This window comes from Streptomyces tuirus (genome assembly GCF_014701095.1).
GTDB lineage: Bacteria > Actinomycetota > Actinomycetes > Streptomycetales > Streptomycetaceae > Streptomyces > Streptomyces tuirus.
This window is the reverse complement of sequence record NZ_AP023439.1, coordinates 5,436,052-5,451,391: the sequence shown is the minus strand read 5'-3', so window position 1 is coordinate 5,451,391 and position 15,340 is coordinate 5,436,052. Positions and strand designations below refer to the sequence as shown.

The window sequence follows — 15,340 nt, the reverse complement described above, 5'->3', positions numbered from 1 at the left end:
CCTGGAACGGCCGTACTGCGGCTTCTGCGGGGCCCTCGGGGCGTGGCGATCATCCTTGCGTGTGGAGCGGGCCAAGGCAAGCGGTTCTGGCAATCACCAGCAAGTTTCCGTCCGCGGCGGCCGCCTGCGCCCCGTCCGCGGGCGGCCCCTGGGGCCGCCCGGCGCGAGTGATCACCGGATGGCGAAGCCGTCGTAGCCGCCGCGAGGTGTGTCCCAGATCTCGGTGACGCCGTCCACGCGTCCGGGCGTGTCGTCACCGTGGAGCCACTCCAGCAGCCCTTCGCAGCCTTCGCGCCCGCCCTCGGCGACCACTTGGACCCGCCCGTCGCCCAAATTGAGAGCAAAGCCACTCAGGCCGCCGATCTCCAACGCCTTGGCCCGCGTGAACCAGCGGAAACCCACACCTTGGACGCGTCCACGCACCCAGGCGACCAGTCGCACATCCTCGCTCATGACTGCAACCTAACCGCCCAATCTCTCTCCGGGCACTTCCTCCACTTGCGCCATGCGGTACCGTCCCCCCTCAACGAATCTCATATGAAACTCACACGATCGAGTGAGTTTGGTGTTGATCTCGAGGACGAGTCGACCGCCAGGACGAGGAAGGCCAGGACATGGGACGCCACCGACGCTCGGACGCCGGACGCGCCGCCACGGGCCGCGCCACGGGAATCACCCACCCCGACGGCTTCGCGGAGGGTCACGATCCGCTGTACCCCACCGTGGACGACGCCCCGACGATGGGCATCGCGCCCTATCTGAACCCGGAGGCGTACGCCGGCAGCTACGCGAAGACCGAGGCCTACCTGTTCGGGACCGAGGCGTCTGCCGCGGGTGACCGCTACGACGACACGGCGGTCTTCGCGAGCGACGGATTCGGAGGCGACGGATTCGGAGGCGACGGATTCGGGAACGACGGCTTCGGAGGCGACGGCTTCACGCCCGACGGCGGCGCCCGGCGGGCCGGTTCGCACCGCCGCCGCAAGAAGACCGCCCGGCCCGTGCGCACCGGCCTGCTCGGTGTCTCCGCCGCCGTCGCCCTCGGCACGGTCGCGGTCGCCACCGGCGCCGTGCCCGGCCTCGACAACTACAAGCTCGGCGGAGGCGGCGGGACCGACAAGGTCCAGGCCGGAAACACCCCGACGAACACCCCGGTCGAGCAGGGCGGCACCTCCGGCAGCGCCGACAGCCGGGACGAGGCGCCGACCAGCCGTGACGCCGAGCGTTCCGGCTCCCCGTCGCCGTCCGCCCCGGAGTCGTCGGCCGCGCCGACGAAGACGCCGGAGAAGCCGGAGAAGACGCAGGAGAAGACCCCGGAGAAGAAGGCGCCGGCGGCCACTCCGAGCCAGAAGCCGGACGACACGCCCTCCCGTACGGCCACGAAGGCGCCGAAGAAGCCCAGCGCCCCCGCCGCCCCGTCCGGGGAGTCCGCCGCGGCGGCCCAGGTCCTCAGCCTCGTGAACGAGGAGCGGGCCAAGGTGGGCTGCAGCCCGGTCACCGCCAGCAGCGCTCTGGCGGGGCTGGCCCAGAGCTACAGCGAGGACATGGCCGCGCGGGGCTTCTTCGACCACACCGACCCGGACGGCAGCACCCCCTGGGACCGGGCCGAGAAGGCCGGGATATCCAACCTCGGCGGCGAGAACATCGCCCGCGGCCAGGCCGACGCCGCGGCCGTGATGGACGCCTGGATGAACAGCCCCGGCCACCGCGCCAACATACTGAACTGCGACTTCAAGACGCTGGGCGTCGGCGTCGAACTCGGCTCCGGCGGTCCCTGGTGGACGCAGAACTTCGGTTACTGAGATAACTCTGCTCTCCGCCGAAGCAACGGCATCCGCGGATGAACTACGGGCTCAGGTTGATGAAGTGTGGGATCTCGCTCACGCCTCGAAGTACGCGGCACTCAGCGAGAGGTTTTCCACTCTGCTCTCCAGCATCGAAGCCGCGTTCGTCCGCCAGGCCTGACGCGGCATGGGTCGCGGCAGACCGGGCCCTTTAGGCGGCCGAGCCGGCCGGGGAAGTCGCTGGAGGTTGTCGCGGGCCTCTTTCGGATGGCGCACGCCTTCATCCGTCAGCAGCGAACCGAGCAGGCCGAGCAGGCCTTCCCCGACCGCGTGAGGTCCGTTCAGTCGAACGAAAGCAAAGGCTGATGATTCTCCCCGAAAGTCGAGGAGGCCTGTGGTTCAGGGCGATATTCGCGACAATTCTTTACTTTGTCGCGCTGTTCTGGTTGGTCATGAGCATTCCGTTCGTGGGCGAGGAAGTGGGGCCCACCAGTGATCCTGACGACGTCGCCGGAGCCAACCTCATTCTCCTGTTCTCCGCCCTCTTTCTGCTGGCCGCGACAGCGGTGTCTCGCCGATGGAAATTCACCTGGCTTCTGTCCTTGGCCCTTCTGGTAGTACTCGTCGTCACCTGGACCCAGATTCCGTCCCTGGTGGACAACTGGGACTACAAGGGACCGGCCCGGTTCTGACCGGTCGGCCTCTGTCCCTCGCACGGCCCAACAGGTTGCACTAACTCCCAGTAAGTGCAACCTGTCGGTTAGCGCTGTGCTGGCGTAGGCTGAGCCTATGACCACCACCCAGGAGCTCACGGAGGGGCTCGGCGACCTCCCGTACAACGTGTTCGCCAAGGCCTGTCCGTCGCGCGGCACGCTGGAGCACGTCATGGGCCGCTGGGGCGGCCTCACGCTCGGCGCCCTGTACGAGGGCTCGCTGCGCTTCAACGAGTTGCGCCGCCGGGTCGACGGGGTGAGCGAGAAGATGCTGTCCCAGACGCTGCACGCCCTGGAGCGCGACGGCCTCGTCCACCGCGAGGCCCAGCCGACCAACCCGCCCCGGGTGGACTACGAACTGACGCCGCTGGGGCGCCAGGTGGCCGAGCGGCTGCTCGCCCTGATCCACTTCGTGGAGGGCAGCATGGACGAGGTGCTGGCCGCGCGCGAGCGGTACGACTCCGCTAGGGCGTGATCCGCGGCGGTCGCTGGCACTTCGGGCAGTAGTAGCTCGACCGGTTCATCCAGGGCCGCCGCCGCATGGGCGTGCCGCAGCGCCGGCAGGGCAGGCCCTCACGGCCGTACGCGTCGAGGGACCGGTCGAAGTACCCCGACTCGCCGTTGACGTTGACGTACAGGCTGTCGAAGCTGGTGCCGCCCACGGAGAGAGCCGCGTTCATCACGTCCCGCACATGGCCCAGGAGCGCGAGGGTGCGCGGGCGCGAGAAGCCGGCGGTCGGGCGCTCGTAGTGGATGCGGGCGCGCCACAGGGCCTCGTCCGCGTAGATGTTGCCGACGCCGCTGATCAGCGACTGGTCCAGCAGGGCCCGCTTGATCGTGGACCGCTTGCGGCGCAGCGCCTGGTGGAACGCCTCGTCGTCGAAGAGCTCGTCGAGCGGGTCCCGGGCGATGTGCGCGATGACGTCGGGCAGGCCGTCAGGGGTGGTCTCGTGCAGCGAGAGGCCGCCGAAGGTGCGCTGGTCGACGAAGCGGAGTTCGGTGTCCAGGGCGTCCGTGAAGCGGACGCGGATGCGCAGGTGCTTCTCGTCCGGTGCCGTGTGCGGCTGCACCAGCAGCTGGCCGCTCATGCCGAGGTGGGCCAGGACCGACTGGTCGGTGTCCTCCAGGGGCAGCCACAGGTACTTGCCGCGGCGGCTGGGGACGCCGATGCGGTGGCCCTTCAGGCGGTGCGCGAAGTCGTCGGCGCCGGCGATGTGGCGGCGCACCGCGCGCGGGTGCAGCACCTCGGCCTCGGCGACGGTCCGGTGGGCGACCCACCGCTCGAGACCGCGCCGTACGACCTCGACCTCGGGCAACTCGGGCATGGGGTCCCCCGTCACATGGCTGTGGATGACGCGAGCGCCCGCCCCGGGCAGGGGCGGGCGCTCGGGTGCGCTGTGCGTGCCGCCCCCGGAAAGGGGCGGCGGCGGTCAGCCGTCGGCGGGGCCGTCGGTGACCGTCCGGGCGGCCTGAGCAGCTGCCGTCTGCGTCTCCTCGGCGGCCTTCGCCGCCTTGGCACGCTCGTCCGCCGCGGCGCGGATGGACCGCCATGCGGACTCGGCGGCCTGCTGCTCCGCCTCCTTCTTGCTGCGGCCGGTGCCGGTGCCGTACGAGACGCCTCCGACGCGGGCGGCAGCAGTGAAGGTCTTCTCATGGTCGGGGCCGGTCTCCGTGACCAGGTACTCGGGAACACCGAGCCCCTCGGTCGCGGTGAGCTCCTGGAGACTGGTCTTCCAGTCCAGGCCGGCTCCGAGGTTCGAAGACTTTTCGATCAGGGGGTCGAACAGGCGGTGCACCAGCTCCGCCGCCGAGTCCAGTCCCTGGTCGAGGTAGACCGCGCCGATCACCGCTTCCAGCGTGTCGGCGAGGATGGACGCCTTGTCCCGGCCGCCCGTGCCCTCTTCGCCCCGGCCGAGCCGGATGAAGGAGCCCAGGTCGAGCCCTCGGCCCACTTCGGCGAGCGCACGCGAGTTGACCACCGCGGCCCGCAGCTTGGCCAGCTGGCCTTCTGGGAGGTCGGGGTGGGTGCGGTACAGCGTGTCCGTGACCACGAGGCCGAGGACGGAGTCCCCGAGGAACTCCAGACGCTCGTTGGTCGGCAGACCGCCGTTCTCGTATGCGTACGACCGGTGGGTCAGTGCGCGCACCAGAAGGGCGGACTCGAGCTTGTAGCCGAGCCGCCCTTCCAGAAGCGTGTGGGACGAGGCCTGGTTGTCCGCCGGAGCACTCCCGCTCGCACGGGAAGACTTGTTCTTAGGCGTGGACACAGTGCCTCTCACCAGCCGCTCAGACCTCGAGGACCTGGCGCTTGTTGTAGGTGCCGCAAGACGGGCACGCGATGTGCTGCTGCTTGGGCTCGTGGCAGCGCTCGCACGCAACCAGGGTGGGGACCGCAGCCTTCCACTGCGACCGGCGGTGGCGCGTGTTGCTGCGCGACATCTTCCGCTTCGGAACAGCCACGGCTACTTCTCCTGCTTCTCGTCGACGCCCGCTTCCGCTTCGGCGCCGCTCATCTCGTCCTTCTCGCCGTCCTTCATGGTGCCGGCGAGTCCCTGCAATGCCGCCCAACGGATGTCGACGGCGTCGTGGTGGTGGTCCGGGTCGTCCGCCAGCCGCGCGCCGCACTCGGCGCACAGACCGGGGCAGTCTTCCCGGCACACCGGCTGCATCGGCAGTGCGAGCACCACCGCATCACGCAGCACGGGCTCGAGGTCGAACAAGCCGTCCTCGAGGAAGAGCCTGTCCTCGTCGTCCTCGGCGTCGTCGCCCGGTTCCGCGATCACGCGGCCCCGGTCGTCGGCGTCAGGGTACGAGAACATCTCCTGGAACTCCGCTTCGAGCTCCTGCTCGAGCGGCTCCAGACACCTTACGCACTCCCCCTCGGCGACGGCACGGGCGGTGCCTGTGACGAGCACCCCTTCCATGACCGACTCCAGACGGAGTCCGAGCTCCACCGGGGCGCCTTCCGGCACTCCGATGACTCCCTGGATACCGAGGTCCCTGGGAGCGTCGACCGTGCGGGTCAGGCGCTGCAGCGCACCAGGACGCCGTCCCAGCTCGTGTGTGTCGAACACGAGAGGGTTGCGGTGGTCGAGGCGGGCGTTCAGGGCCATTCCTGCTTTCGATCTGGTGAGCTCGGGGGACGCTGCCCTTCGGTGTTCCCGGGCAGCGTGGATCGCGGACGTACGCGCGACCGAAGAGCCAGGATACTGGACCTTTCGCTGTCGGCCCAATCCGGTGCTCAGCCCTGGCCGCGGCCCTGCTCGTAGGCCCGCAACTGCTCGGCGCTGATCATGCTGGTGTCGAAGAGGCTGGTCTCGTCGAGGGCGTACCCCTGCTGGGCGTGGTGGCCCTGCTGCTGCGCCTGCTGCTGGGCCTGGTTCGGGTCGTAGGCCGCCTGCTGGGGGTCGTAGCCCTGGTACGCGTAGGGATCGGCGTGCTGGTAGCCGTAGGGGTCCTGCTGGGCCGCGTAGGCCTGCTGCGGGTAGCCGCCGTACGGATCCGGCTGCTGGACCGGGTCGCCTCCCGCCGGGGCGTAGCCGGCGGCCGGGGCGTACGCCTGCTGTGTGTAGTCCTGCTGGTGGACGGGCTGCCCGGCCGGGGTCTCCGGCTCGGCGAGGGCGGCCAGGTCGGCGAGGTAGTCGGCGTCGCTGGAGTGCTGGACGGTGGACGCGTCGTCGGCGAGGGCGCCGAGGTCGTCGGTGGCGATCCGGCCGTGCAGCTTCTGCCGGCCGCGGCCGACGGCCTCCAGCGTCTTGGCGAGGACCGCCTCGAAGGCACCCAGCTTGACGTCGACGTACTCGTCGGCGCTGCGGCGCTGGGTCTCCGGGTCGTGGCTGCGCTCGGGGGCGTCCTCGTCCTCGTAGCCCTGCTCGTCGGTGCCGGGGCCGGTGCCCAGGAGCTTCTCGCGGCCGCGGCCGACGGAGCCCAGGGTCTTGGTGAGGACGACCTCGAAGTTGGCGAGCTTGGAGTCGACGTACTCGTCGGCCTCGGCGCGGATCTCCTCGGCCTCCTGGCGGGCCTCGGCGAGGATCCGGTCGGCCTCGGCCTGGGAGCGGCGGGCGACCTCGGTGCCGGAGATCAGCGAGCCCCGCTCGGCGTGCGCGCTCTCGATGATCTGCTGGGCCTCGTGGCGGGCCTGCTCGACCATCTGCTCGCGGCCGCCGATCAGCTCCTGGGCCTGGGCGAGGGAGTCGGGCAGGGCCGCGCGCACCTCCTCCAGCAGCGCGAGCAGGTCGGCGCGGTTGACCACGCACGAGGCCGACATGGGCATGGACCTGGCGCCGGAGACCGCGGAGACGATCTCGTCGAGCTTCTTCTGCACGTCCACCGTGTGCTCGCCACTCTCTACAGATGCGTTGGAGACGGACGGGACGACTGTACGGCCACGGGGTCCACGCCGGACACCGGGTGACGGGCAGTCAGGCCCGGCGGGGCTCCACGGGACGGTTCAGTCCTTCCTCAGGCGCTCGGTGAGCTCACCGAGGACCTCGGCCGGGACCAGGTGGGAGACGTCGCCGCCCCACGCCGCGACCTCCTTGACCAGGGAGGACGACAGGAAGCTGTAGGTGGGGTTGGTGGGGATGAAGAGGGTCTCCACGCCCGAGAGGCCGTTGTTCATCTGGGCCATCTGCAGCTCGTAGTCGAAGTCGCTGACCGCGCGCAGGCCCTTGACGATGGCGGGGATGTCGCGCTGCTTGCAGAAGTCGACGAGCAGGCCGTGGAAGGCCTCCACGCGGACGTTGCCGTACTCGGCGGTGACCCGGCGGATCAGGTCGATCCGCTCCTCGATCTCGAACAGGCCCTTCTTGGCCTGGTTGATCATCACCGCGACATAGACCTCGTCGTACAGCCTGGAGGCGCGGGAGATGATGTCGAGATGTCCGTTGGTGATCGGGTCGAACGACCCGGGACAGACGGCGCGGCGCACTTGCAATCCCTCGCTCTCCGGTCCGGTCATCGTGCGTCTTCGCACGTAGAGGCGGCGCGACCGTACCAAAACGTTCCCTCGCCGTAGCGACGGGCCCTCAGGGGTTCGAAGCCCTCGGGCCAACGGAATTCACCGCCTCTGGTGCTGCGCTCCACGGTGACGAGGGCTTCCTCCGCGAGCCAGCCCTCGGTGCGGAGTGTGAGGAGGATCTCCCGAAGATCGTCGTCCGTGACGGCGTACGGCGGGTCGAGGAAGACGAGGTCGTAGGGGTCGCCGGGAGGTGTCGTGCGGATGATCTGCTCCGCTTTGCCCGATCTGACGTCGGCGCCGGGGAGGCCGAGGTTCTTGACGTTCTCGCGGACCGTGCGGACCGCTTTGGCGTCGGCTTCCACGAGGAGGGTGTGGCCGGCGCCCCGGGAGAGGGCTTCGAGGCCCACGGCTCCTGATCCGGCGTAGAGGTCGAGGACGCGTTCGCCGTCCAGGGGGCCGCCGAGGAGGGATTGCCAGGTGGAGAAGAGGCCTTCGCGTGCGCGGTCGGAGGTGGGGCGGGTGCCGGTGCCTGGGGGTACCGCCAGGCGACGTCCACCGGCTACGCCGGCGATCACGCGGGTCATCTTCGGTCCTTGGTCGTGGGCGGCTTCAGGTTCATTGTGGCTGGTCGCGCCCTCGCGGCGGTAGCCGCATATGGATTACGCCCCGCGCCCCTGAAAGAGGGTCAGTCCCCCTCACCCCTTTTCCAGGTACTGCTCCCGTTCCTCGTCCAGGAGGGCGTCCAACGCAGTCCGGAGGGCCGGGAGGTGGGTCAGCTCCGGGTCCTGGGCCACGACAGCCGTCGCCTCCTGCCTCGCCTCCGCGATGATCTCCTCGTCCTCGATGACGGCGAGGACCTTCAGGGAGGTCCGGGCTCCGGACTGGGCCTGGCCGAGGACGTCGCCCTCCCGGCGCTGTTCCAGGTCGATGCGGGAGAGCTCGAAGCCGTCGAGGGTGGCGGCGACCGCGCCCAGGCGCTGGCGGGCCGGGCTCGCCTCGGGCATCTCCGTGACCAGGAGGCAGAGGCCGGGGGCCGAGCCGCGCCCGACACGGCCACGCAGCTGGTGGAGCTGGGAGACGCCGAAGCGGTCGGCGTCCATGATCACCATGGCGGTGGCGTTGGGGACGTTGACGCCGACCTCGATGACCGTCGTGGCGACCAGGACATGGGTCTCGCCGGCGGCGAAGCGGCGCATGACGGCGTCCTTGTCGTCGGGGTGCATCCTGCCGTGGAGCACCTCCACCCGGAGGCCCTGCAGGGGGCCCTTGACCAGCTGGTCGGCCACGTCGAGGACGGCGAGGGGCGGGCGCTTCTCCGCCTCGTCCTCCGGGGACTTCTTCTTGGCGGACTTCTTGGGGTCGTCCTCCTCGTCGCCGATGCGGGGGCAGACCACGTAGGCCTGGTGGCCGTTCTCCACCTCCTCGCGGACCCTTTCCCACGCGCGGGACAGGAAGTGGGGCTTGTCGGCGGCCGGGACCACATGGCTGGCGATCGGCGAGCGGCCGGCCGGGAGCTGGTCGAGGACGGAGGTCTCCAGGTCGCCGAAGACGGTCATGGCGACCGTGCGCGGGATGGGGGTGGCGGTCATGACCAGCAGATGCGGGGGCTGCTTGCCCTTGCCGCGCAGGGCGTCGCGCTGCTCGACGCCGAAGCGGTGCTGTTCGTCGACCACGACCAGGCCCAGGTCGTGGAACTGCACCTTGTCCTCGATCAGCGCGTGGGTGCCGATGACGATGCCGGCCTCGCCGGTGGCGAGGTCGAGCAGGGCGTGCCGCCGGGCGGCCGCTCCCATGGAACCGGTGAGCAGCACCACCTTGGTGGCCTGCTCGGCCCCGCCCAGCATGCCGCCCTCGGCCAGCTCGCCCATCATCTCGACGACGGACCGGTGGTGCTGCTGAGCGAGCACTTCGGTGGGCGCGAGCATGGCGGCCTGCCCGCCCGCGTCGACCACGGCGAGCATGGCGCGCAGGGCGACCAGGGTCTTGCCCGAACCGACCTCCCCTTGCAGCAGCCGGTGCATCGGATGGCTCGTGGCCAGGTCGCCGAAGATCTCTCTCGAGACGCGCTGCTGGCCGTCGGTGAGGGTGAAGGGGAGGCGGGCGTCGAAGGCGGTGAGGAGGCCGTCGGGGGCCGGCTTGCGGGGGACGGCGGGGAGTTGGGCGTCCGCGTGGCGGCGGCGGGCCAGGGCGACCTGGAGGACGAAGGCCTCGTCCCACTTGAGGCGGGAGCGGGCGTCCTCGATGTCGGCCTTGGTGTGCGGGCGGTGGATCTTGAGCAGGGCTTCGGGGAGCGGGACCAGACCGCGGCCCTCGCGCAGGGTGTCCGGGAGCGGGTCGACGGCCTCCTGGGCGGTGGGCAGGACCGTCTGGATCGCCTTGCCGATCTTCCAGGACTCGAGCTTGGCGGTGGCGGGGTAGATCGGAATCAGGGCGCCCGCCCAGGTCTCGACGGACTCGTCCGGGTCGCCGCGCAGCAACTCGTAGGCTGGATGGGCGAGTTGGAGGCGGCGGTTGAAGACGGAGACCTTGCCCGCGAACATCGCGCGGGTGCCCGGCAGGAGTTCCTTGTGGGGCTTGTGCACGCCCGCTCCGAAGAAGACCAGTTGGAGCCGGCCGCTGCCGTCCGTGATCGTGACCTCCAGGCGCTGGCCCTTGCCGCGCGGGGCCTTGGCGGAGGCGAAGGTGTGCAGGCGGGCGTCGGCGACCTGTGCGACCACCGTGACGTGCTCGTCCATGGGGAGGTCGGCGAGGTGGGTGAGCTGGCCGCGCTCCTCGTATCTGCGCGGGTAGTGGTGCAGGAGGTCGCCGACGGTGAGCAGGCCGAGGTGCTCGGCCATCACCTTCGCGGTGGCGGGGCCGAGCACCGACTTCAGCGGTTGGCGCAGGGGTTCTTCCAGTGCGGGCACGAGATCCATTGCACACCACGCCACTGACAATGGCTTCCAGGCCGCGGCCGCAACGTCGTAAAGATCCCGGAAACCCCTGGTCAGGCGGCTGGTTCGGGCCTTAGGATGACGCGCTCCCGGCCCTCATTCGCGGTCACCGCCCCACCCGGACCGCCCGACCCCGCGCCGTCGCGAGTCCCCCACCGGCGCCGTGAAGATGGACTCCCAGACCTCACAGGCATCCCAGCCCTCCCCTTCGCCCCAGTCACCTCATACGTTCCAGGTCGACCTGCGTGGTCTGGTGGACCTGCTCTCCCAGCACCTCTACTCCAGTCCCAAGGTGTATCTGCGCGAGCTGCTGCAGAACGCCGTGGACGCCGTCACGGCCCGACGCGCGGACGAGCCCGACGCCCCTGCCCGGGTGCGGCTGTACGCCGAGGGCGGTGCCCTCCGTGTCGAGGACACCGGCGTGGGACTCACCGAGGCGGACGTGCACAGCCTGCTCGCCACGATCGGGCGCAGTTCCAAGCGCGCCGAGGGCCTGGAGGAGGCCCGGTCCGACTTCCTCGGGCAGTTCGGCATCGGGCTGCTGGCCTGTTTCGTGGTCGCCGAGCGCATCCGGGTCGTCAGCCGCAGTGCCCGTACGCCCGGGGCGCCGCCGGTGGAGTGGACGGCATCCGACGACGGTTCGTACACCGTGCGGACGCTGCCGGACGCCGAGCGTCCGGAACCGGGTACGACCGTGCACCTGGTGGCGCGGGCGGGGGCCGCGGAGTGGCTCGCGCCCGACCGGGTCCGCACGCTGGCCCGGGACTTCGGATCGCTGCTGCCGTACGACGTCCGGGTCGGCGACGCGGCGGTCACCGACCTTCCGGCGCCCTGGGACCGTCCGTACCCGGGCCCGGCCGCGCGCCGGGTCGCCCTCGCCCGGCACTGCCACGACCTGTTCGGCTTCACCCCGCTGGACACCATCGACCTGGCCGTGCCGCTGGCCGGCATCCGCGGGGTGGCATACGTCCTGCCCTCGGCGGTCAGTCCGGCCCAGCACGTAGGTCACCGCGTGCACCTGAAGGGCATGCTGCTGACCGAGCGGGCCGAACAGCTGCTGCCCGACTGGGCGTTCTTCGTGCGCTGCGTCCTCGACACCGACAGCCTGCGGCCCACGGCGTCGCGCGAGGCGCTGTACGAGGACGAGACGCTGGCCGCTGTCCGGGAGGCGCTGGGCGAGCGGATCCGGGCCTGGCTCACGGGCCTTGCGGCCGGTGATCCCGAGCGGCTCGCGGCGTTCCTCTCGGTGCACCACCTGGGGGTGAAGTCCCTGGCCCGGCACGACCGGGAGATGCTGCGCACGATGCTGCCGTGGCTGCCGTTCGAGACGACCGACGGGCGGCTGTCCCTGGAGGAGTTCGCGCAGCGGCACCCGGTGGTGCACTTCACGCGGACCGTCGAGGAGTACCGGCAGGTCGCGCCGATCGCGTCCGCGCAGGGCATCGGCGTGATCAACGGCGGCTACACCTACGACAGCGAGCTGGTGCAGGCGCTGCCGTCGGTGCGGCCGGGCACCGTGGTCGCCGAGCTGGACGCGGAGACGGTCACCGCGCATCTGGACGCGGTCGACCCGGCCGAGGAGCTGGCCCTGTCGGGCTTCCTGGCGGCGGCCCGGGCCCGGCTCGACCCGCTGGGCTGTGACGTCGTGCTGCGGGCCTTCCACCCGCTGTCGGTGCCCGCGCTGCACCTGGACGACCGGGACGCCCGGCACGAGCAGGCCCGGGCGGACGCCGAGGCGCAGGCCGACGACCTGTGGGCGGGCATCCTCGGCTCCCTGCGGGGCAGCGCACCCCGCGCCCGTCTGGTGCTGAACCATCTCAACCCGCTCGTGCGGCGGATCAGCGCGCTGCCCGACCCGGAGCTGACCGGCACCGCCGCGGAGTCGCTGTACGGGCAGGCGCTGCTGATGGCGCAGCGGCCGCTCAGGCCGGCCGACTCGGCGCTGATCAACCGCGCGTTCATCGGTCTGCTGGAGTGGGCCACACACAGCGAGGACGGTCGGGCATGAGCGAGATCACGGACTTCGACGCCCTGCGCGCGGCGATGGCCGAGAACTCCGGGCAGCCGGAGGGGCCGGCCCGCAACACACGCGCGGAGGAGCTGCTGACTGCGGCCGAGAAGCTGAACATCCCGCTCGCCGTGATCGAGGCGCTCGGGCACCAGCTGAAGGTCTACAACTACAGCTCCGAGAAGGGGAAGATGTTCGTCCCGTTCGCGCGGCTGCTGCGCATGTGGGACGAACGGCCCGAGGACTTCGACGCGTACGAGACCCACTCGCTGCACTGGGTCTTCAAATGGGTCTCGGCCGGCATGCTCGACCAGCCGCACATCCCGCTGGCGTCGATCGAGAAGTGGCTCGGCGAGATGGAGCACCGCTACCGGCTCGCAGGGCACTCCGAGCGGGCCGTGCGCAGCGCCGAGCACAGCGTGGCCGCGCATGTCGGGGATGTGGCGCGGGCCGAGCGGGCGTACGTCGCGTGGCTGGCCGCCGACCGGGACAGCATGGCCGACTGCCACGCCTGCGAGCTGCACGGCCAGGGCTGGTGGCAGGCGGAGCAGGGGCGGGACGCGGAGGCCGTGGAGCTGTGGCGGCCGGTGCTGGAGGGCGAGTTCACCTGCGCCCACGAGCCGCACACGGTCCTTGCGTCCTCCCTGGTGCCGCTGTTGCGGCTGGGCCGCCTCGACGAGGCCAGGGCCTGCCATCTGCGGGGCTTCCGGCTCGTCCGGGCCATGGAGAGCATGCGCGGCGCGTACGCGGACCATGTGGAGTTCTGCGCGCTGACCGGCAACGAGGCGCGGGGCCTGGAGCTGCTCGCGGAGCGTCCGGCGTACTTCACGGACGACGGGCAGCCGCGGAGCAGGCTGGACTTCATGAGCGTGGTGGCCCTGCTGATGGACCGGCTGACCGTGCTCGGACTGGGCGACCGGCAGGTGCCGGGCCCGGCGGGGCAGGAGTGGACCGCCCGCGAACTCGCCGCGCACGCGCGCGGGGAGGCCCTCGCCCTGGCGGCGCGCTTCGACGAACGCAACGGCACGGGCCATGTGAGCGAGCGGGCACGCGCGCGTATGGCGCGGCAACCGCTGGTGGAGCGGCTGCCGCTGGGAGTGCGCTCGGTACGGCCGGCTCCCCCGCCCGCCGCCGCGGCGGCTCCGGTCCACGGCACCGGGCAGCCGGATCTGCCCGCGCTGCTGGCCGAGGCGCGGCGGCTCTCGGACCACCTGCGGCCGAACGCTGTGGAGGCGTGGGCGGCGGCTGCCGAGGCCGCGGAGGGCGTCGAGCTGGACCCGCGCGACCGTGCCGAGATGGCCGACCACGAGGCGATGGCTCTCGGCCCCGAGGGAGCCGACCTCTTCGAACGGGCCGCCGCGCTCTACGCGGAGGCGGGCGACCCGGGCGAGGCCCTGGCGGCACGCGCGCGTGGTGCGTACGTCCGGGCGCTCGCGGGTGACGTGGACGGCGCCGCCGTGGCGGTGACCGGCCTCTACGACGAGGTCCTCGCGCTGTACGCCACCGACGGCACGGGGATACGGCAGACGGCGTCCGTCGTGATGAGCCGGGCGCGGATCCTGACGCGCCGCGCGCACGGCGCCGAGGGCGACGGGGCGGTCCTCGCCGAGGCCGAGGCCGCCGTACGGGAGGTCCTGGCGCTCGTCGACGGGCGGACCGGGGAGGACGTGCGGCTGGCCGCGCGGGTCGCCGAGGCGCAGGCGATGCTCGGGGAGCTGGCGGGGCTGGCCGGGGATCTGGAGAGGGCCGCGGAGCTGTTCGCCCGGGGCGCGTCGGCGTTCGTCGCGGCGGGGCTGCCGTGGTTCGCGGTGGAGTACGAGGCCCGGCTGGCCTCCCTCGCCCACCACCTCGGCGACATGGCTCAGGCGGAACGGGCGCTGCGGGCGGCCCTGGAGCACGGCGGACAGCAGCTGGAGGCGCCCGGGCGGGCCCAGCTGCACCTCCAGCTCGGGGAGGTCGTGGGCGGCCGGGGCGACGCCGTGGAGGCCGCCGAGCACGCCCTGGAGGCGGCCCACTGGGCCGACGAGGCGGGCGAGTCGGCGACGCTGGGCGCCTGGGCGCGACAGCAGCTCGGCGGGTTCCTGCTGCGGCAGGGCCGGTGGGCCGAGGCCGCGGAGGTGCTGGAGGCGGCCCTGCCCGACCTGACCGCCGAGACGCACGGCGACGGGGCGGTCGTGCAGACGCAGTGGTGGCTCGGTGACTGCCTGAGCGAGCTCGGCGAGCACCGCGCCGCCGCCGAACGGCGTCTGCAGGCCGCGGAGATCGCCCGGCACTGGCCCGAGCAGCACGACCACGCGACGCTCGCCCACCTGGCCGGGGAGTCCCTCGGGCAGGCCGGTCTGGAGGCCGAGGCGGACCGGGCCTACGCGCGCGCGAGCGACCTGTGGCGCACGCTCGGCAACACCCACGGGCTGATCCGCTCCTTGCGCGCCCGCGCCTGGCTTGCCCTGCGCGCGGAGGACGGGCTGGACGAGGCACGCGGCCTGATGGGAGAAGCGGTCCGGGAGTGCGAGACGGCACGGGAAGCGGCGCCCGACGAGGAGTCCCGGCAGCCGTTCGTCGCCGAACTCGGTCATACGCACGGACAGTTCGGCGATCTGCTGGCCCGTTCCGCCGTCGAGCACCCCGAAGGCGCCCCGGTCCGGGACCTGTTCGAAGAAGCGCTGGCCCAAGTGGTCCGGTCGGTCGAAGTGTTCGCCTCCCTCGGGGACGGCGCCCTGCACAGCCGCACCGGCGCGGAACTCGCCGCGGGCCGGCTGGAGGCGGAACTGGGCCGTCCCGCCGACGCGGCGGCACGCGCGCGTGCGGTGCTGGCGGCGTACGAGGGGTACGACGACTCCATGACGGGCGACGGGGACGGCGCGGCCGGGGCGGTGCGGGCCCGGCGGGCGGAGGCGGAGCAGCTGCTCCGGCTGCTGACGGAGCGGCCGGACTGAGAAAGG

Annotated in this window: 14 protein-coding genes; 5 read left to right on the top strand and 9 right to left on the bottom strand. The window is 71.7% G+C overall.

What is annotated here, in order from left to right; all coding sequences use genetic code 11:
- Positions 1-171: 171 nt before the first annotated feature.
- Positions 172-453, bottom strand: a complete 282-nt coding sequence (locus tag IGS69_RS25170) for an acylphosphatase (protein WP_190902770.1) — start codon at positions 451-453, stop codon at positions 172-174.
- A 161-nt stretch (positions 454-614) separates the two neighbouring features.
- On the opposite strand from IGS69_RS25170, the gene IGS69_RS25165 reads away from it, so the two are divergent.
- The 3 genes from IGS69_RS25165 (at position 615) to IGS69_RS25155 (ending at position 2,972) form a co-directional block, all read left to right on the top strand.
- Positions 615-1,802, top strand: a complete 1,188-nt coding sequence (locus IGS69_RS25165; RefSeq protein WP_190902769.1) for a CAP domain-containing protein — start codon at positions 615-617, stop codon at positions 1,800-1,802.
- Positions 1,803-2,149: 347 nt separating this feature from the next.
- Positions 2,150-2,476, top strand: coding sequence for a hypothetical protein (locus IGS69_RS25160; RefSeq protein WP_232543637.1), 327 nt, complete (start codon positions 2,150-2,152; stop codon positions 2,474-2,476).
- A 97-nt stretch (positions 2,477-2,573) separates the two neighbouring features.
- Positions 2,574-2,972 carry a winged helix-turn-helix transcriptional regulator gene (locus tag IGS69_RS25155; protein ID WP_190902768.1) on the top strand — a complete coding sequence of 133 codons (399 nt, stop codon included), beginning with the start codon at positions 2,574-2,576 and terminating at the stop codon, positions 2,970-2,972.
- On the opposite strand, the gene mutM is transcribed toward IGS69_RS25155, so the two are convergent.
- From mutM to recG, 8 genes are all read right to left on the bottom strand, one after another.
- Complete coding sequence (mutM, locus tag IGS69_RS25150; protein ID WP_190902767.1) at positions 2,962-3,822, bottom strand: bifunctional DNA-formamidopyrimidine glycosylase/DNA-(apurinic or apyrimidinic site) lyase; 861 nt, start codon at positions 3,820-3,822, stop codon at positions 2,962-2,964. The genes IGS69_RS25155 and mutM overlap by 11 nt on opposite strands.
- 105 nt (positions 3,823-3,927) lie before the next feature.
- Positions 3,928-4,776, bottom strand: coding sequence for a ribonuclease III (gene rnc / locus IGS69_RS25145; RefSeq protein WP_190902766.1), 849 nt, complete (start codon positions 4,774-4,776; stop codon positions 3,928-3,930).
- A 7-nt stretch (positions 4,777-4,783) separates the two neighbouring features.
- Positions 4,784-4,957: a 50S ribosomal protein L32 gene (gene rpmF, locus IGS69_RS25140; protein WP_003951102.1), complete on the bottom strand. Its 174-nt coding sequence runs from the start codon at positions 4,955-4,957 to the stop codon at positions 4,784-4,786.
- Positions 4,958-4,959: 2 nt separating this feature from the next.
- A complete protein-coding gene (locus tag IGS69_RS25135) occupies positions 4,960-5,610 on the bottom strand; it encodes a YceD family protein (protein WP_190902765.1) in 651 nt (216 codons plus the stop codon).
- A gap of 128 nt (positions 5,611-5,738) precedes the next feature.
- Positions 5,739-6,827 carry a cell division initiation protein gene (locus IGS69_RS25130; RefSeq protein ID WP_190902764.1) on the bottom strand — a complete coding sequence of 363 codons (1,089 nt, stop codon included), beginning with the start codon at positions 6,825-6,827 and terminating at the stop codon, positions 5,739-5,741.
- A 120-nt stretch (positions 6,828-6,947) separates the two neighbouring features.
- Complete coding sequence (gene coaD / locus IGS69_RS25125; protein ID WP_190902763.1) at positions 6,948-7,427, bottom strand: pantetheine-phosphate adenylyltransferase; 480 nt, start codon at positions 7,425-7,427, stop codon at positions 6,948-6,950.
- A 26-nt stretch (positions 7,428-7,453) separates the two neighbouring features.
- Positions 7,454-8,041, bottom strand: coding sequence for a 16S rRNA (guanine(966)-N(2))-methyltransferase RsmD (gene rsmD, locus IGS69_RS25120; RefSeq protein ID WP_190902762.1), 588 nt, complete (start codon positions 8,039-8,041; stop codon positions 7,454-7,456).
- 111 nt (positions 8,042-8,152) lie between these two features.
- Entirely contained in the window at positions 8,153-10,372 is a 2,220-nt protein-coding gene (recG, locus tag IGS69_RS25115; protein ID WP_190902761.1) for an ATP-dependent DNA helicase RecG, read from the bottom strand.
- A gap of 187 nt (positions 10,373-10,559) precedes the next feature.
- Here recG and IGS69_RS25110 point away from each other — a divergent pair, with 187 nt between their 5' ends.
- On the top strand, positions 10,560-12,398 hold the full coding sequence (locus IGS69_RS25110; RefSeq protein ID WP_190902760.1) for an HSP90 family protein: 1,839 nt from the start codon (positions 10,560-10,562) through the stop codon (positions 12,396-12,398).
- Positions 12,395-15,334 (top strand): tetratricopeptide repeat protein, encoded by a 2,940-nt coding sequence (locus IGS69_RS25105; RefSeq protein WP_190902759.1) that lies wholly within the window; start codon positions 12,395-12,397, stop codon positions 15,332-15,334. Before IGS69_RS25110 ends, IGS69_RS25105 begins: the two co-directional genes overlap by 4 nt.
- Positions 15,335-15,340: the final 6 nt, after the last annotated feature.